The organism is Methylocystis sp. SC2, from assembly GCF_000304315.1.
Lineage (GTDB): Bacteria > Pseudomonadota > Alphaproteobacteria > Rhizobiales > Beijerinckiaceae > Methylocystis.
The window spans coordinates 2,893,639-2,908,380 of sequence record NC_018485.1; the positions used below are offsets into that span (position 1 = coordinate 2,893,639).

At 62.6% G+C, this 14,742-nt stretch carries 14 protein-coding genes; 10 read left to right on the forward strand and 4 right to left on the reverse strand.

Features of this window, described 5'->3' with window-relative positions; genetic code table 11:
* The first annotated feature begins 131 nt into the window (after positions 1 to 131).
* Together BN69_RS18900 and BN69_RS19295 are read left to right on the forward strand one after the other, a co-directional pair.
* Complete coding sequence (locus tag BN69_RS18900; RefSeq protein WP_014892298.1) at positions 132 to 1,208, forward strand: DUF262 domain-containing protein; 1,077 nt, start codon at positions 132 to 134, stop codon at positions 1,206 to 1,208.
* Between the two features lie 56 nt (positions 1,209 to 1,264).
* Positions 1,265 to 2,134, forward strand: a complete 870-nt coding sequence (locus BN69_RS19295; RefSeq protein WP_014892299.1) for a HEPN domain-containing protein — start codon at positions 1,265 to 1,267, stop codon at positions 2,132 to 2,134.
* A 10-nt stretch (positions 2,135 to 2,144) separates the two neighbouring features.
* On the opposite strand, the gene BN69_RS14065 is transcribed toward BN69_RS19295, so the two are convergent.
* Positions 2,145 to 3,113: a beta-ribofuranosylaminobenzene 5'-phosphate synthase family protein gene (locus tag BN69_RS14065; protein ID WP_014892300.1), complete on the reverse strand. Its 969-nt coding sequence runs from the start codon at positions 3,111 to 3,113 to the stop codon at positions 2,145 to 2,147.
* Between the two features lie 117 nt (positions 3,114 to 3,230).
* Here BN69_RS14065 and BN69_RS14070 point away from each other — a divergent pair, with 117 nt between their 5' ends.
* The 7 genes from BN69_RS14070 to BN69_RS14100 all read left to right on the forward strand — a co-directional run bounded on the left by BN69_RS14070 (position 3,231) and on the right by BN69_RS14100 (position 10,033).
* Complete coding sequence (locus BN69_RS14070; RefSeq protein WP_014892301.1) at positions 3,231 to 3,608, forward strand: 4a-hydroxytetrahydrobiopterin dehydratase; 378 nt, start codon at positions 3,231 to 3,233, stop codon at positions 3,606 to 3,608.
* 12 nt (positions 3,609 to 3,620) lie between these two features.
* The gene (folP, locus tag BN69_RS14075) at positions 3,621 to 4,466 is read left to right on the forward strand and encodes a dihydropteroate synthase (RefSeq protein WP_014892302.1); all 846 of its coding nucleotides are present in this window, start codon (positions 3,621 to 3,623) and stop codon (positions 4,464 to 4,466) included.
* A gap of 2 nt (positions 4,467 to 4,468) precedes the next feature.
* Positions 4,469 to 4,948 carry a 2-amino-4-hydroxy-6-hydroxymethyldihydropteridine diphosphokinase gene (folK, locus tag BN69_RS14080; RefSeq protein ID WP_014892303.1) on the forward strand — a complete coding sequence of 160 codons (480 nt, stop codon included), beginning with the start codon at positions 4,469 to 4,471 and terminating at the stop codon, positions 4,946 to 4,948.
* Positions 4,949 to 5,525: 577 nt separating this feature from the next.
* Complete coding sequence (gene amoC, locus BN69_RS14085) at positions 5,526 to 6,296, forward strand: bacterial ammonia monooxygenase, subunit AmoC (protein WP_014890337.1); 771 nt, start codon at positions 5,526 to 5,528, stop codon at positions 6,294 to 6,296.
* A 276-nt stretch (positions 6,297 to 6,572) separates the two neighbouring features.
* Positions 6,573 to 7,331, forward strand: a complete 759-nt coding sequence (gene amoA / locus BN69_RS14090) for a bacterial ammonia monooxygenase, subunit AmoA (protein ID WP_014892304.1) — start codon at positions 6,573 to 6,575, stop codon at positions 7,329 to 7,331.
* A 161-nt stretch (positions 7,332 to 7,492) separates the two neighbouring features.
* Positions 7,493 to 8,755, forward strand: coding sequence for a bacterial ammonia monooxygenase, subunit AmoB (amoB, locus tag BN69_RS14095; RefSeq protein ID WP_014892305.1), 1,263 nt, complete (start codon positions 7,493 to 7,495; stop codon positions 8,753 to 8,755).
* A gap of 315 nt (positions 8,756 to 9,070) precedes the next feature.
* Entirely contained in the window at positions 9,071 to 10,033 is a 963-nt protein-coding gene (locus BN69_RS14100) for a nickel/cobalt efflux transporter (RefSeq protein WP_014892306.1), read from the forward strand.
* 2 nt (positions 10,034 to 10,035) lie between these two features.
* On the opposite strand, the gene BN69_RS14105 is transcribed toward BN69_RS14100, so the two are convergent.
* From BN69_RS14105 to BN69_RS14115, 3 genes are read right to left on the reverse strand one after another with little or no spacing between them, the layout of a single operon-like run.
* A complete protein-coding gene (locus tag BN69_RS14105; protein ID WP_014892307.1) occupies positions 10,036 to 10,911 on the reverse strand; it encodes an SDR family oxidoreductase in 876 nt (291 codons plus the stop codon).
* Positions 10,912 to 10,966: 55 nt separating this feature from the next.
* Positions 10,967 to 13,720 carry a heavy metal translocating P-type ATPase gene (locus BN69_RS14110; protein WP_014892308.1) on the reverse strand — a complete coding sequence of 918 codons (2,754 nt, stop codon included), beginning with the start codon at positions 13,718 to 13,720 and terminating at the stop codon, positions 10,967 to 10,969.
* A gap of 38 nt (positions 13,721 to 13,758) precedes the next feature.
* Positions 13,759 to 14,244, reverse strand: coding sequence for a methyltransferase family protein (locus tag BN69_RS14115; RefSeq protein WP_014892309.1), 486 nt, complete (start codon positions 14,242 to 14,244; stop codon positions 13,759 to 13,761).
* Between the two features lie 144 nt (positions 14,245 to 14,388).
* Here BN69_RS14115 and BN69_RS14120 point away from each other — a divergent pair, with 144 nt between their 5' ends.
* Positions 14,389 to 14,733 carry a ClpX C4-type zinc finger protein gene (locus tag BN69_RS14120; RefSeq protein WP_014892310.1) on the forward strand — a complete coding sequence of 115 codons (345 nt, stop codon included), beginning with the start codon at positions 14,389 to 14,391 and terminating at the stop codon, positions 14,731 to 14,733.
* The last annotated feature ends 9 nt before the right edge of the window (positions 14,734 to 14,742 follow it).

Consider the following 14,742-nt stretch of genomic DNA (forward strand, 5'->3'; position numbering starts at 1 on the left):
TCCGCCATGAAATTACGGCACCAGTTGGGTCGATTGTTAGTGACGAGTCTGTAACAGCGTTTTTTCAAATCTTCCCTTTTTGATTGGAGGCGCGTAAGAATTTTAGTCTTCGAAGTTTCGAGATTCGCAATATGGCCGTCGACAAAAATTCACTGCTCACAAGCTTTAACAACGCTCAGGCGCAACTAGTCGTCCAGACAGCTGATCTTCCCTTAGGAACTTTGGCGGACATGGTCGAGAATAAGGCAATTGACCTCGAGCCAGGATTTCAGCGGCGGGAACGTTGGTCCGTGGATAAGCAGTCTGCTTTAATAGAATCCTTTCTCCTTAATGTCCCTGTGCCACCGATTTATTTAGCCGAAGAAAAAGATGGAACGTACACTGCGATAGATGGCAAGCAGCGATTGAAGGCAATTGCAGATTACATCATGAGTAGGTATGCCCTCAAAGGTCTCGAGCGCTTAACTATTGCTGAAGGGACTAGATTTTCTAATCTTCCCACAGAGATAATTAATTCATTGAAATTGAGGCCATTTCTAAGGGTTGTTACACTTCTAAAGCAGACGGATGCATTACTAAAGTATGAAGTTTTTCTTAGACTTAACAGAGGTGGTGAATCCCTCAATAACCAAGAAATTCGTAATGTAGCGTTTCGTGGGCGTCTAAATACGAGAATATATGAACTGTCGTCCCATCACTTTCTCTGTGATAGGTTAAAGATAGACGGAGTTAAATCCGCTGCTTTTAGAGAAATGGACGATGCTGAATATGTATTGCGCTTCCTTACTTTACGGGAACAGGTTAACGGAGGGTTTGGTGGAAGTTTGGGAAAAGAAATGGACAGTTTTATGCAGACACATCAGTATGCGAGTAAGGCGCAGGTGGAGAAATTTGCTTCACAATTTAGCATTGCTATTGAACGTTGCGAAGCCCTCTGGGGTGACAAGGCCTTTCGTCGCCCTGAAGGGAATGATTGGCGCGACCAAACTTTAGCAGGAATGTATGACGCGCAAATGCTCGCCGCATCCTGCGTGACCACAAATGTATACAGAAATGCAGTGAAAAAGACGAAGCAGCTGTTAGCGGGGACTAAAAGGCTCTTCTCGGACACCGAGTTTGATAAGGCTGTTCGAACAGGCACAAATACCCCTGCGCGAATTGCCTATCGTTTCAATAAGATGAAAGAATTATTGGTGCATTTAGGTTAGTTTGGAGCCGTTCAGTGCATAGCGCACGGTACGAATTTTATCGCGATGTCAGGACCATGCTCCGCTTGCTCAAGCATGAACTACTTACGGATAAATTTCCTCCTTCAGACACTCACAACGATGGCGCTAGGATTTTGCGACGGGGGTTATCCGTTTCAGCATTTTCGCTCCTTGAGTGCTACTTGGAAGATCGACTGGAAGAGTTGACAGCAGAATTAAGCAGATGTTGCTTAAATTATTCAGATTTTGGTGAAAAGCTCCAAAAGTTTTTAACCGTAGATGCTCTTTTAGGGCTAGGAACTCGCATTAATTTTGAAAAAAAATCAAGCCGGCAACGGTTAGTTGAATCATTTCTGCCGCGCATCGCGGGATATGCACTAAATCCGCCACTGTATACCGCTATTGGATTTAGTCCAAAGGGCTCTAACGTATCCAAAGACGATATTAAAGCTGTACTATCCGCGCTGGGCCGCGAGGATGCTTGGAACGAGCTGGGAGGTCTAGCCCGATTAATCGGATCATCGCGTATAAGCTTGGATAATGATTATAGTAATCTGGCGTCGACAAGACATAGCGCTGCGCATGATAGCTCCACGAATATTCCGACGAGTGACCTACAGAGCCATCTTGAATCAATAATAGTGATAGGAATAACGTTTGACGTGCTTGCAACAACTCTGGTCAAATCGCATCAAAAGGCAAAAAGTAAGAGTGATCTCCCCATAAGATTAACTTCTTTGAATTTCCCATTCCGGTTTTTGGACGAACAGGTGAATGGCAAATGGTACGAACGGCGAGGCGGTTCTACACGAACAATTAAGGCTTATGCGTCTGAGCCTGAGGCTCGGTTGGGAGCGACTCGTAGAAGAGGCGGTGCATTTGTTATTTTACGCGACCCCAGGCAGATTCCAATGGAACTAATATAAGGCTTTGGCCTTAGGCGATCTGCGCGTAGACCGCGTCGATCTTCGCGCCGCGGTTGAGGCCCCGGCGGATCGAAATGTCGAGCCCTTCTTGGCGCGCCTGCGCGCCGTGGCGCCCCAGCAGGCGGCGCGCCGCCGCGTCGCTCTCGACGAAGGCGAAGCCGGTCGGCCCCCAGGACGTCTGGCCGCCGCCGGTCGCCCCGTCGGCGAGCAGCCGCGCGACGGTCGCCTCGACCTTGCCGCTGGTGAACCGGCGCCCGCCCTGCGCCGGGGCGAAATGATCGCCGACGATCTCCTGAATGCGGGTCACCGCGGCGCCGAAGGGGGCGAGCTCCCTTTCCGCGAGCGCCGGCAGGATCTGCATCAGCACCAGCCGGCAAACCTCGCCGCTCGTCACGGCGTCGAAGGGCGGCAGTTCGGCGAAGGCGTCGCGCTCGTCCGAGCCATGCAGGCCGACGTCGCCCGGATCGCGGACCAGCAGCACGCGCCACGCGTCGGGAAATTCGGCGCGCGCGACGACCGGCGGCGTCGTCGTGTGCGGGCCGCGTCCGCCGTCGACAACGACGCCGCCCAGCTGAAACAGGCCGGCGCCGAGCCCGGAGCGCGCGCCGCGCGCCATCAGCGCCGCGTCGGCGGCCGGGTCGTTCGGCAGGTCCTCGAGACGGCGCAGCGCCGCGCTGACCGCCAGCGCCAGCTGGGTGCCGGAGCCAAAGCCCGCATGGGCGGGAATCGCTTCCTCCAGCGCCAGCCTGTGGCGCTGCGTCAGGCCAAGCGCCTCCTGCGCGCGCGCCAGCAGCGCGGCGGCGCGTTCGGCTTCGGGGCCGTCGACGCAATTTTGATCGGAGCGGGTCAGGGTCAGCCGGGTCGCCGGCGCGTCGAGCGCGAGGCCGACGCCGCCGAACTTGCGCCCAAGGCCGCCGTTCATATCGAGGAAACCCAGATGCAGCCGGGCGCTCGCCGCGACGCTTACCTTTGCCGGCATGCCGCCTCTTTTGGTCCAACTGAAGACTTCGGGTCGGTTTAGGCTATAACGCGTCTCGACGAAAGAATGTTGCGGCGCATGGCGGCGTTGGCGCGCCGCGCAAGAAGGGAGCCTCAGATGGCGAAGGAAGAGCGCGCATATTCCGAAGACGAGGTCGTCGCGCGGCTGAAGCGCGAACTGCCGCATTGGCGCTACGAGAACGGCTGGATCAGGCGCAAGTTCAAGACGCACGGCTGGAAGGGCACGCTGATGGTCGTCAATACGGTCGGCCATCTCGCCGAGGCCGCCTGGCACCATCCCGACATCGCCGCGTCCTACGCCTGGGTCGAGGTGAAGCTTCAGACCCATACGGCGAAGGGAATCACCGACAAGGATTTCGAACTCGCCCAGAAGATCGAGGAGGTCGTCTCCTGGCGCCCTGGCAAAGCCGGCGGCGCGCTCGAAGGCACGCCCGAGACCGATCAGCGCTTCGCCTATGTGAAATACGACGACTGACGGAACGCGCGCGTGGCTTTCGACCTCCAGGCGATCGCGACAGCGCGCGATCGCTTTCTATCGCTGATCGGCGCGCGCCCCGTGATCATGGGGATCGTCAACGTCACGCCCGATTCCTTCTCCGACGGCGGGCGGTTCGCGACGCGTGACGCCGCGCTGGCGCAGGCGCGGACGCTCGTCGCCGAGGGCGCCGACATCGTCGACGTCGGCGCCGAGTCGACGCGTCCCGGCCACACGCCGCTCACCGCGGCGGAGGAGTGGGCGCGGCTGGAGCCGCTGCTCGCCGCGCTGGTGGCGCAGGCGGGCGCGCCGGCGTCGATCGACACCTACAAGGCTGAGACGGCGCGGCGCGCGCTCTCGCTCGGCGTCTGTCTCGTCAATGACGTGTGGGGTCTGCAGCGCGATCCTTCGATGGCGCCGACGATCGCGCAAGCCGGGGCCGCCGTGGTGATCATGCATAATCGCGAGACGACGGAGCCGCAGATCGACATTGTCGCCGACATGAAGCGGTTCTTCGCCCGCTCGCTCGAGATCGCGCGGCGCGCCGGCGTGCCGGAGCGGCATATTCTGCTCGATCCGGGGATCGGCTTCGGCAAGAGCCGCGAGCAGAACTATGACGCGCTGCGCGCCGTTCCGGAGCTGCTGGCGCTGGGATTCCCGCTGCTCATCGGCGTCTCCCGCAAGTCAATCTTCAAGAGCCTCGGCGACGGCGTTCTCGAGGGACGGCTCGTCGGCACGCTGGCGGCCAATCTTCTCGCCGCGCGCGACGGCGCGCAGGTCTTTCGCGTGCATGACGCCGCGGAGCATCGCGCGGCGTTCGACGTCATGCGCATTCTCGCCGCGCGCCCGGGAGGTTGACGATGCGGGTCGGATTTGGGCTTGGCAGCAATCTTGGCGACAAGCCGGCCAATATTCGCGAGGCGCTGCGGCTGATCGAGGCCTGCGGGCTGGCGCGGCTCGATCGGGTCTCCCGGATCTATCGCACGCCGCCCTGGGGCGATCTCGACCAGGGGGATTTCGCCAACGCCTGCGCCATTGGCGATACGGCGCTCGCGCCCTATGAGCTGCTCGCGGCGGTCAAGAAGATCGAGGCCGACATGGGCCGGGCGCCGACGCGGCGCTGGGGGCCGCGGCTGATCGACGTCGACATTCTTTTCCTCGGCGACCATGCGATCGACGATCCGGAGCTGACCCTGCCGCACAAGGAGCTTTTCCGCCGCGGCTTCGTTCTCGCGCCGCTCGCCGAAATCGCCCCTGAGCTCGAACTCGACGGGATCAGCATGCGCGCGGCGCTGGCCGGCGCTGACGCGAGCGGCGTGCGTCCATGGTCGGACGAATAGCCGCCTACCCCGGTTGGTTGCATGTCTTCGCGGCGCAGCATTCGCTGCCGCTCTGGACTTGAGCGCGGATTTCGCAATTCAACAGTCTCCATGATAACAATGACCTATACAGTATTGTGCGCTGCGCCATGGCGCTGCTTGAAGCCCTGCTAGGGTGGGTGATTAACTATCCACTAGGGTTGCATTAGCTATTCGATAGATTGTTTTGCTCTATACTAAGGGGTATTGTGAATATTGGGGGTTATTGGAATGTTGCGGCACGCTGAGCTGGGTCTGCGGTCTGCCCGTTGAAGGGGTTGGATTTGGGATTTTGGCTTAGGCGGCGACGTCGGTTTTCGTCCGATAACAACAAGCAGCCGGGTTCTGGGGATTTTGGAATGATTTGCTCGCCTTTGGGCGGGGGATTTTCTGGAATTTTTCGGGAAGGCTGCGGCAAACAAGGGCGGTTTTGCGTGTTTTTAGAAGAAGACGCGCTTTCGCTTTGCTTTACGAAACGAGGACGAAGCGGCTCCGTTGTGGGAGGCGGAGCGATACCGGTCACGCGCAATTCCCTGGGAGCACATTGGAGGAGAAGGGTATGAGCTCAACGACTGACACAGCAGCCCGGGCTGCTGCTGGCACGGAAGCTGTAGTTGACCTGAAGGGCATGTGGATCGGCCTGGCCGTTCTGAACGGGTTCTATCTGGTCGTTCGCATTTACGAGCAGATTTATGGCTGGCGCGCTGGCCTGGACTCGTTTGCGCCGGAGTTCCAGACCTATTGGATGTCGATCCTTTGGACCGAGATTCCGCTTGAGCTGATCTCGGGCATTGGCCTTGCGGGCTTTCTTTGGAAGACGCGCACGCGCGACTTCTCGACTCTGACGGCGCGCGAAGAAATGCGCCGCCTGGTTGTCGAAGTGCAGTGGCTGGTGGTTTACGCCGCGGCCATTTACTGGGGCGCGTCGTTCTTCACGGAGCAGGACGGCACCTGGCACATGACGGTGATTCGCGACACGGACTTCACGCCGTCGCACATCATCGAGTTCTACATGAGCTACCCGATCTACTCGGTGATCGCGGTCGGCGGCTTCTTCTATGCGAAGACGCGTCTTCCGTATTTCGCCAAGGGCTATTCGGTGGCCTATCTGATCGTGGCGATCGGCCCGTTCATGATCATCCCGAACGTCGGCCTGAATGAGTGGGGCCACACGTTCTGGTTCATGGAAGAACTGTTCGTCGCGCCGCTGCATTGGGGCTTCGTGTTCTTCGGCTGGATGGCGCTCGGCGTGTTCGGCGTCGTGCTTCAGCTGCTGATCAACATTCAGCGTCTGATCGGCAAGGAAGGCGTCGCCCTCCTGACCGAGTAATCCGAGACGTCGCCGCCCGCTTCGCGGCGGGCGGCGTCTGGCTCTGAGCTTTTCGCGAAAAACCAGAGAGCTTTTGCCTGTCGCCTTGGCGCGTGGGTTGGCTTGTTGCGGTCGAGCAGGGTCTTCGGGCGCTGGGGTGATCGGGAGCGAAGGGCTTAAAGCGATGCGGTCGGCGGGATCTCCGCCGTCCGGGCGCCGGCGGCGGGAAGGCCTGCCGGAGGCCATAAGGAAAGAACTCGGGCTTTACGAGTTCGAGAAACACCAAGGAGAAGAGTGATGTCACAATCGAAAAGCGGGGGGGCGGTCGGTCCGTTCAACTCCGTCGCCGAGGCGGCGGGTTGCGTTCAGACGGTCGACTGGATGCTTCTTGTTCTTCTGTTCTTCGCCGTTCTTGGCGGCTACCACGTCCACTTCATGCTGACGGCGGGCGACTGGGACTTCTGGGTTGACTGGAAGGATCGTCGTATGTGGCCGACGGTTGTGCCGATTCTCGGCGTGACCTTCTGCGCCGCGGCGCAGGCGTTCTGGTGGGTGAACTTCCGTCTGCCGTTCGGCGCGGTGTTCGCGGCTCTTGGCCTGCTGATTGGCGAGTGGATCAACCGCTACGTCAACTTCTGGGGCTGGACCTACTTCCCGATCAGCCTTGTGTTCCCGTCCGCTCTGATCGTTCCGGCGATCTGGCTTGACGTGATCCTGCTTCTGTCGGGCTCCTATGTGATCACGGCGATTGTTGGTTCGCTGGGCTGGGGTCTGTTGTTCTACCCGAACAACTGGCCGGCGATTGCGGCGTTCCACCAGGCGACGGAGCAGCATGGTCAGCTGATGACGCTTGCGGATCTGATCGGCTTCCACTTCGTCCGCACGTCGATGCCGGAATATATCCGCATGGTCGAGCGCGGCACGCTGCGCACCTTCGGTAAGGACGTTGTGCCGGTCGCGGCGTTCTTCTCGGGCTTCGTCTCGATGATGGTGTATTTCCTGTGGTGGTTCATGGGCCGTTGGTATTCGACGACCAAGATCATCGACACGATCTAAGCCGCGTCGCGGGCTGCGGCGCTGAACGGGCGCCGCGGCGGCCTGCAAGAAAGAAGAGCGGCGGGCTGGACGCTTATTCAAGAGCGAAGGTCCGCTGCGAGAGACAAGACCGGTTGGCGCGCGAGGCGGCGGCCGGGAAGAGGAACCTGGGAGGTTTATCGATGAAAAAGTTCGTCAAGCTCGCCGCGATTGGCGCGGCGGCGGCTGTGGCGGCGACCCTGGGAGCTGTTGCTCCTGCGTCGGCGCACGGCGAAAAGTCTCAGCAGGCGTTTCTTCGGATGCGCACGTTGAACTGGTATGACGTTCAGTGGTCGAAGACGACGGTGAACGTCAATGAAGAGATGGTGCTGTCGGGCAAGATCCATGTGTTCTCGGCCTGGCCGCAAGCGGTCGCCAATCCGCGCGTGTCGTTCCTGAACGCCGGCGAGCCCGGTCCGGTTCTGGTGCGCACGGCGCAGTTCATCGGCGAGCAGTTTGCGCCGCGTTCGGTGTCGCTTGTTCCTGGCAACGACTACGCCTTCTCCATCAACCTTCGCGGACGTCGCGCGGGCCGTTGGCACGTTCATGCGCAGATCAACGTCGAGGGCGGCGGTCCGATCATCGGCCCCGGCCAGTGGATCGAGATCAAGGGCGACATGAAGGACTTCACCGATCCGGTGACGTTGCTTGACGGCTCGACGGTCGACCTCGAGACCTACGGCATCAGCCGCGTTTATGCGTGGCATCTGCCGTGGCTTGCGGTCGGCGCGGCGTGGATCCTGTTCTGGTTCGTGCGCAAGGGCATCATCGCTTCGTATCTCCGTGTCGCCACCGGCAAGGTTGACGAGCAGGTGACCGACGACGACAAGCGGATTGGCGCGATTGTGCTGGCGTTGACCATTCTGGCGACGATCGTCGGCTACGCCGTGACCAACTCGACCTTCCCGCGCACGATCCCGCTGCAGGCGGGCTTGCAGAAGCCTCTGACGCCGCTCGTTACGGACGGCACGGCGGGCGTCGGCAAGGAGCGCGTGACGAGCGAGCTGAACGGCGGCGTCTACAAGGTTCCTGGCCGTGAGCTGACGATCAACGTCAAGGTCACGAACTCGACCTCCGAGCCGCTTCGCCTTGGCGAATATACGGCGGCCGGCCTGCGCTTCCTGAACCCTGACGTGTTCACGACGAAGCCCGACTTCCCGGACTATCTGTTGGCGGACCGCGGTCTGTCGACGGACCCGACGCCGATCGCGCCGGGCGAGACGAAGGAAATCGCCGTGAAGGTGCAGGACGCGCGTTGGGACATCGAGCGTCTGTCTGACCTGGCTTACGACACCGACAGCCAGATCGGCGGCCTCTTGATGTTCTTCTCGCCGACGGGTCGCCGCTTTGCGGCCGAAATCGGCGGACCGGTCATTCCGAAGTTCGTCGCCGGCGACATGCCCTAAGCGATACTGACGAATTGAAACAACAGCCCCCGGCCCAAAAGGCCGGGGGTTTTCGTTTGCGGCCGACCCGCCCCGATCGTCGAGCGGCGTTCGCCGCGCCCAGAAAAATCCCGCGCAGGGCGAACATGCGCGGCCTTGGCGCCGTGACGCTTCTATTTCTCTGTTTCTACTGGCGCTTGTTTCATCACGCGACGCTCACTATAAAATACGGGGTTAAGGCTGCCTCGTGACCGGCGGAGCATTGGAGCGCCGCCCGGGAGGCCGCGCCCCTTCCACCGCCTCGGCATTGCGCCTGAGGAGCCCACGGCGAACACGATGTCAGACCTCTCCGAAGTCTTTCGCGCCGGCGCGGCGAACGCCTGGATTTTTGCGCCGAGCGCGGTGGCCTTGGGCGCGCTGCACGGACTCGAGCCGGGCCACTCTAAAACGATGATGGCGGCGTTCATCGTCGCGGTGCGCGGCACTGTGGCGCAAGCGGTGCTGCTCGGCGTCGCGGCGACAATTTCCCATACGGCGATCGTCTGGGCCGTGGCGCTGACCGGGCTTTATCTCGGCGCGCAATTGAACGTCGAGGCGAACGAGCCCTATCTGCAGATTGTCTCCGGCGCGTTGATCATCGGCGTCGCGCTCTGGATGATGTGGCGAAGCTGGCGCGATATCGCCGCCAAAGGCGCCGTGACGGCGTCTGCGCGCGAAAGCGGGCTGCTTCCGGCCGGCGCCGGCGCCGCGCATGGCCACGCGCACGACGGAGACCATGTTCACGGGCATGTTAACGGGCATGTCCATGCGCATGTCCATGACGATGTTCACGACGATGTTCACGCCCATGACCGCGGCGTGCCGCATAGCCATCAGGAAGAGGCATTCGAGAGCGAACTCCTCGACGTCGATCCCACCGTCTACGCCGACGCGCATGAGCGCGAACATGCGTTGGATATCGAGCGGCGCTTCGCCAGTCGGCGGGTGACGACCGGACAGATCATTCTCTTCGGCCTGACCGGCGGGCTCATCCCCTGTCCCGCATCGATCACCGTGCTGCTGCTCTGCCTGCAGGTCGGCCGCATCGGGCTCGGCGCGCTGCTCGTGCTCTGCTTCAGCGTCGGTCTGGCGCTGACCCTCGTGCTCGTCGGGGTGGCGGCGGCGCTCGGCATGCGTCACGCCGCGTCGCGCTGGCCGGGATTGGAGGCGCTGGCGGCCCGCGCCCCCTATGTTTCAGGCGCGATCGTCGCCGCGGTCGGCGCCTATACGATCGCCATGGGCGCAGCCGCGCTGGGGTAGCGTTATTTGCCGAGGTGAAACGCCGACTTCGTCACCTTCGCGCTGATCGGCGCGTCGAGGAAAAAGTCGAGCACAGCGTCGACCCTCGGATCGACGGCGTAGGTCGAGAAGTCGGTCATGCCTTCTTCCGCCAGAACGCCGACGTCGATGAAGAAATTGCCGCTGCAGCTCTTTGCGGGACGAATGAGAATGGCGTGCGCGGCGTCCGCCACGATCTCGGGCTTTCGCGACCGGCGCAGCAGTTCGTCGCCGCCCAGAAGATTGCCGACGGCGGCCGTGGCGATCGCGGTCTCCGGCCACAGCGAATTCGCCGCGACGCCGTCGGCGGCGAGATCGCGCGCGAGGCCGAGCGTCACCAGGCTCATGCCATATTTCGACATTGTGTAGGCGAGGTTGGGCGAGAACCACTTCGGGTTCAGATCCAGCGGCGGCGACAGCGTGAGAATGTGCGGATTGGCGGATCGGCGCAGATGCGGCAGCGCCGCCTTGCAGCACAGATAGGTCCCGCGCGCGTTGATCTGATGCATCAGATCGAATCGCTTCATATCGAGCGCGTCTATCCCGCGCAGATCGATGGCGCTGGCGTTATTGACGAGAATGTCGATACCGCCGAAGCAGGACACGGCCTGACTGACCGCCGCTTCGACCTGATCGTCGAAGCGAATGTCGCAGGGCACGGCGAGCGCCTGTCCGCCCGCCGCTTCGATCTCCGCCGCCGCTGTGTAGATCGTGCCGGGAATTCTCGGGTTTTCGGTCACGCTCTTCGCCGCGACGACGACATTCGCGCCGTCGCGCGCGGCGCGCATTGCGATGGCGAGTCCAATTCCTCGGCTCGCGCCGGTGATGAAGAGCGTCTTGCCGGCGAGCGAGCGCGTCATTGCAGGCGTCATGCCGCGCCCGCGCCGTCAGTCGTCCTTGAAAGCGCGCGCCGCCTCACGCGGCGACCTGCGCCGGATAACCCGCTTCGGTGATCGCCTTGGCGAGCGCCTGCGCGTCCTTGGGCGCGGGCGTGACGTCGACCTTGCCGGTGGCGAGATCGACCTTCACGTCGGCGTTCGGCTCGACGGCCTGCACCGCCTTGGTGACATGCTTCACGCACATATTGCAGGTCATGTCTTGTACATTGAACGTTGTCATTGCTTCCTCCTTGAATTCCCTTTGCGCCGCTTCCGTTTCGATCGGCGTCGCCTGCGGGCCGTAGTCGGCGACGGCGATGACCGGAGCCTTGAAACGGCGCAGGCGCAACGCATTGGTCAGCACGAAAACACTCGACAGCGCCATGGCCGCCGCGCCGAACATCGGCGAGAGCAGCATGCCGTTGACGGGATAGAGCGCGCCCGCCGCGACCGGTATGAGCACGACGTTATAGCCGAAGGCCCAGAACAGATTCTGCTGGATGTTGCGCATCGTCGCGCGCGAGATCGCCAGCGCCGCCGGCACCTTGGCGAGATCGCCCGACATCAGCACCACGTCGGCGGCTTCGATCGCGATGTCGGTGCCCGTGCCGATGGCGATGCCGGCGTCGGCGGCGGCGAGGGCCGGCGCGTCATTCACGCCGTCGCCGACGAAGGCGATTTTGTTGGCCTCGCGCAGGCGTTCGAGCGTCGCGACTTTTCCGTCCGGCAACACGCCCGCGACCACCTCGTCAATGCCGAGTCTCGCGGCGATGGCTTTCGCCGTGCGCGCGTCGTCGCCGGTGATCATCGCGGTTTTGACGCCGAGCGCATGAATCGCGTCGATCGCGGCGCGGCTCGTCGGCTTCAGATCGTCGGCGACGGAGAGTATGGCGCCCAGCTTCCCGTCGACCGCGACGTAAAGCGGCGTCTTGCCTTCCTCGGCGAGTCTCTGGGAGTCCGGCGCGAAGGGCGAAGCGTCGAGGCCAAGCGTCGCCATGAAGCGCTCGGCGCCGATGGCGACGGTCTTGCGATCGACGATTCCCGTGACCCCCATGCCCGCCACGGATTTGAACTCGGCGCAGGGCGAAAGCGAAAGGTCAGCGGCCTTGGCGGCGACGACCAGCGCCGCGCCGACGGGGTGTTCGGACTGCGCCTCGACGCTCGCGGCGAGCCGCAGCAACTCCTTCTCCTGCTGGCCGGGCGTCGCGACGAGATCGGTCAGGCGCGGCTTGCCATAGGTCAGCGTGCCGGTCTTGTCGAAGGCGATGAGGCTGACGTCGCGCAGCGTCTGCAGGGCTTCGCCCTTGCGAAACAGCACGCCGAGCTCCGCCGCCCGGCCCGTTCCCGTCATGATCGCCGCTGGCGTCGCCAAGCCCATGGCGCAGGGACAGGCGATGATGAGCACGGCGACCGCGTTGACCAGCGCGTAAGTGAGGCTCGGCTCCGGTCCGATCAGCATCCAGACGACGAAGGTCAGCGCCGCGACGGCGAAGACCGCCGGAACGAAGACGGCGGTGACGCGATCGACCATCGCCTGGATCGGCAGCTTGGCGCCCTGCGCCTGCTCGACCATGCGGATGATGCCGGCGAGCGTCGTATCCGCGCCGACGCGAGTGGCGCGAAAGGAGAAGGCGCCGGAGCCGTTGACGGTCGCGCCGGTGACGGCGGCGCCCGGCCGCTTGGCGACCGGCGTCGGCTCGCCGGTGACCATCGACTCATCGACATGGGACGAGCCCTGCGTGACGACCCCGTCGGTCGGAATGCGCTCGCCCGGCCGCACCAGAACGATATCGCCGACGCGGACGTCGTCGATATCGACGTCGACGGTGGCGCCGTCGCGCTCGACGCGGGCGGTTTTCGGCTGAAGCCGCGCCAGCGCGCGGATCGCCTCCGACGTGCGGCCCTTGGCGCGCGCCTCGAGATAGCGGCCAAACAGGATCAGCGTGACGATGACGACCGCCGCCTCATAATAGACATGCGCCGAGCCGGCCGGCAGCACCTGGGGCGTGAAGGTCGCAACGGCCGAGTAGAGATAGGCGCTGAGCGTGCCGGTGGCGACGAGCGCGTTCATGTCGGGCTGGCGCCGCAACAGCGACGGAATTCCCTTGAGGAAGAACACAAGGCCCGGCCCAAACAGCACGACGCTGGCGAGCAGGAAGGAAATCTCGTGGATCCTCGCCTCGCCGATCACGCTCATCGTCCAGTGATGGACGGCGGGGATGAGATGTCCGCCCATTTCGACTGCGAAGACCGGCGCCGTCAGGACAGCGGCGACGATGAGGCGGAAGCGCAGTGCGCGCATCTCCTCCTCGCGTCGCATCCTCTCGCGATCGGCGCCGCCGGAATCGGATTCGATGGCTCGCGGCTCATAGCCGGCTTGTGAAATCGCCCGGCGCAGGCGGTCGGTCAGGCCAGGCCCGGCGAGCGCGCGCACGGTGGCGCGTTCTGTCGCGAGATTGACCTTTGCCTCGATCACGCCTGGAACGGCGCTGAGCGCCTTTTCGACATGCGAGACGCAGGAGGCGCAGGTCATGCCGCCGACGCCAATCTCGATCGTCTCGACCACCGCCTCGTAGCCCGCATCCGAGACCGAATTGACGAGTTGCGTGAGACTCGCCCCCGGCGCCAGCGAAACCTCCGCCCGTTCGGTCGCGAGATTGACGCTGGCGGCGTTAACGCCCGGCGTATGCGCAAGCGCTTTTTCGACATGCGATACGCAGGAGGCGCAGGTCATGCCCCGCACGGTGAAGTCGAGGCGTTCGCCGCCCGGTAATGGAGTTTGAGCGTTCATGCTTGCCGCCTCATTCGCAACGCCCTCAGCGCATCAGTTTAAAGCCACCGCCGCGTGCGCGCCACATAGGACCGGTAGTCGTCGCCAAATTTCCCAAGAAGATGCCGCTCTTCGGGCTCGATCGCCAGCTTCGTCAGTCCAAAAACGAGAACAGGCGTCAACAACAGCGTGAAGGGCGAGCCGAGGAACAGACCAAGCCCAAAGATCAGGGCGACATGCGACACATAGATCGGATTGCGCGAAAAGCGGAACGGCCCCTCGGTGACGAGAAAGGACGCGGCGCGATGCGGCATGATCGTCGTCTGATGGCGCGAGAGGATGCGAAAGCACCAGACGTCATTGGCCAACGCGAGGACGGCGATCGCTGCGCCGGCGAGCTGCGGCAGCGGGGAGGACGCGCGGTCAACGAGCGACGCCCCTGTCGCGGCGTCGAGCGCGAGCCCGGCCGCCAGGGTCATCGCCATCAGGACCGGCGGCCAGGGAATCTGGGAAGGGGGCGCGCTTGCGCCGATCTGCGCGTTCATCGCGGCTCCTATCGGTGGGAACGCTTCTCTTTAGATCGCGGTTGCGGGCGCGCGTTTCAAGTGCGCAGTTGTCAAGGGCGGCTTGACGGCGGTCCTGCAGGCTGTCAGGATCAGCTTGACACCTCAACGTCCGGGACATGCGAAATGCTGGCGTTGCCCAAACGTAAGCTGCGCTGCTCATTCTGCAAGAAGTCGGAGACCCAGGTCGCGCGGCTCATCGGCGGGGCCGCCGGCGGATTTATCTGCGAAGATTGCGTCGGGGTCTGCAACACGATCCTTGACGCCGCGCCTTCGCCGTTCAAAAGCTGGGACGATCTCACCGACGAGCAGCTGTTGACGTCGATCAAGGCGAGCGAGGCCAGCGTGGCGGCGCTGCATTCGCTGATTCACGCGCAAGTCGCGGCGCTTCGCAAACGCGAGGTGAGCTGGACGGCGATCGGCAAGGCCCTGGGCGTTTCCCGACAGGCCGCCTGGGAGCGTTTCTCCTGATAGAGGATC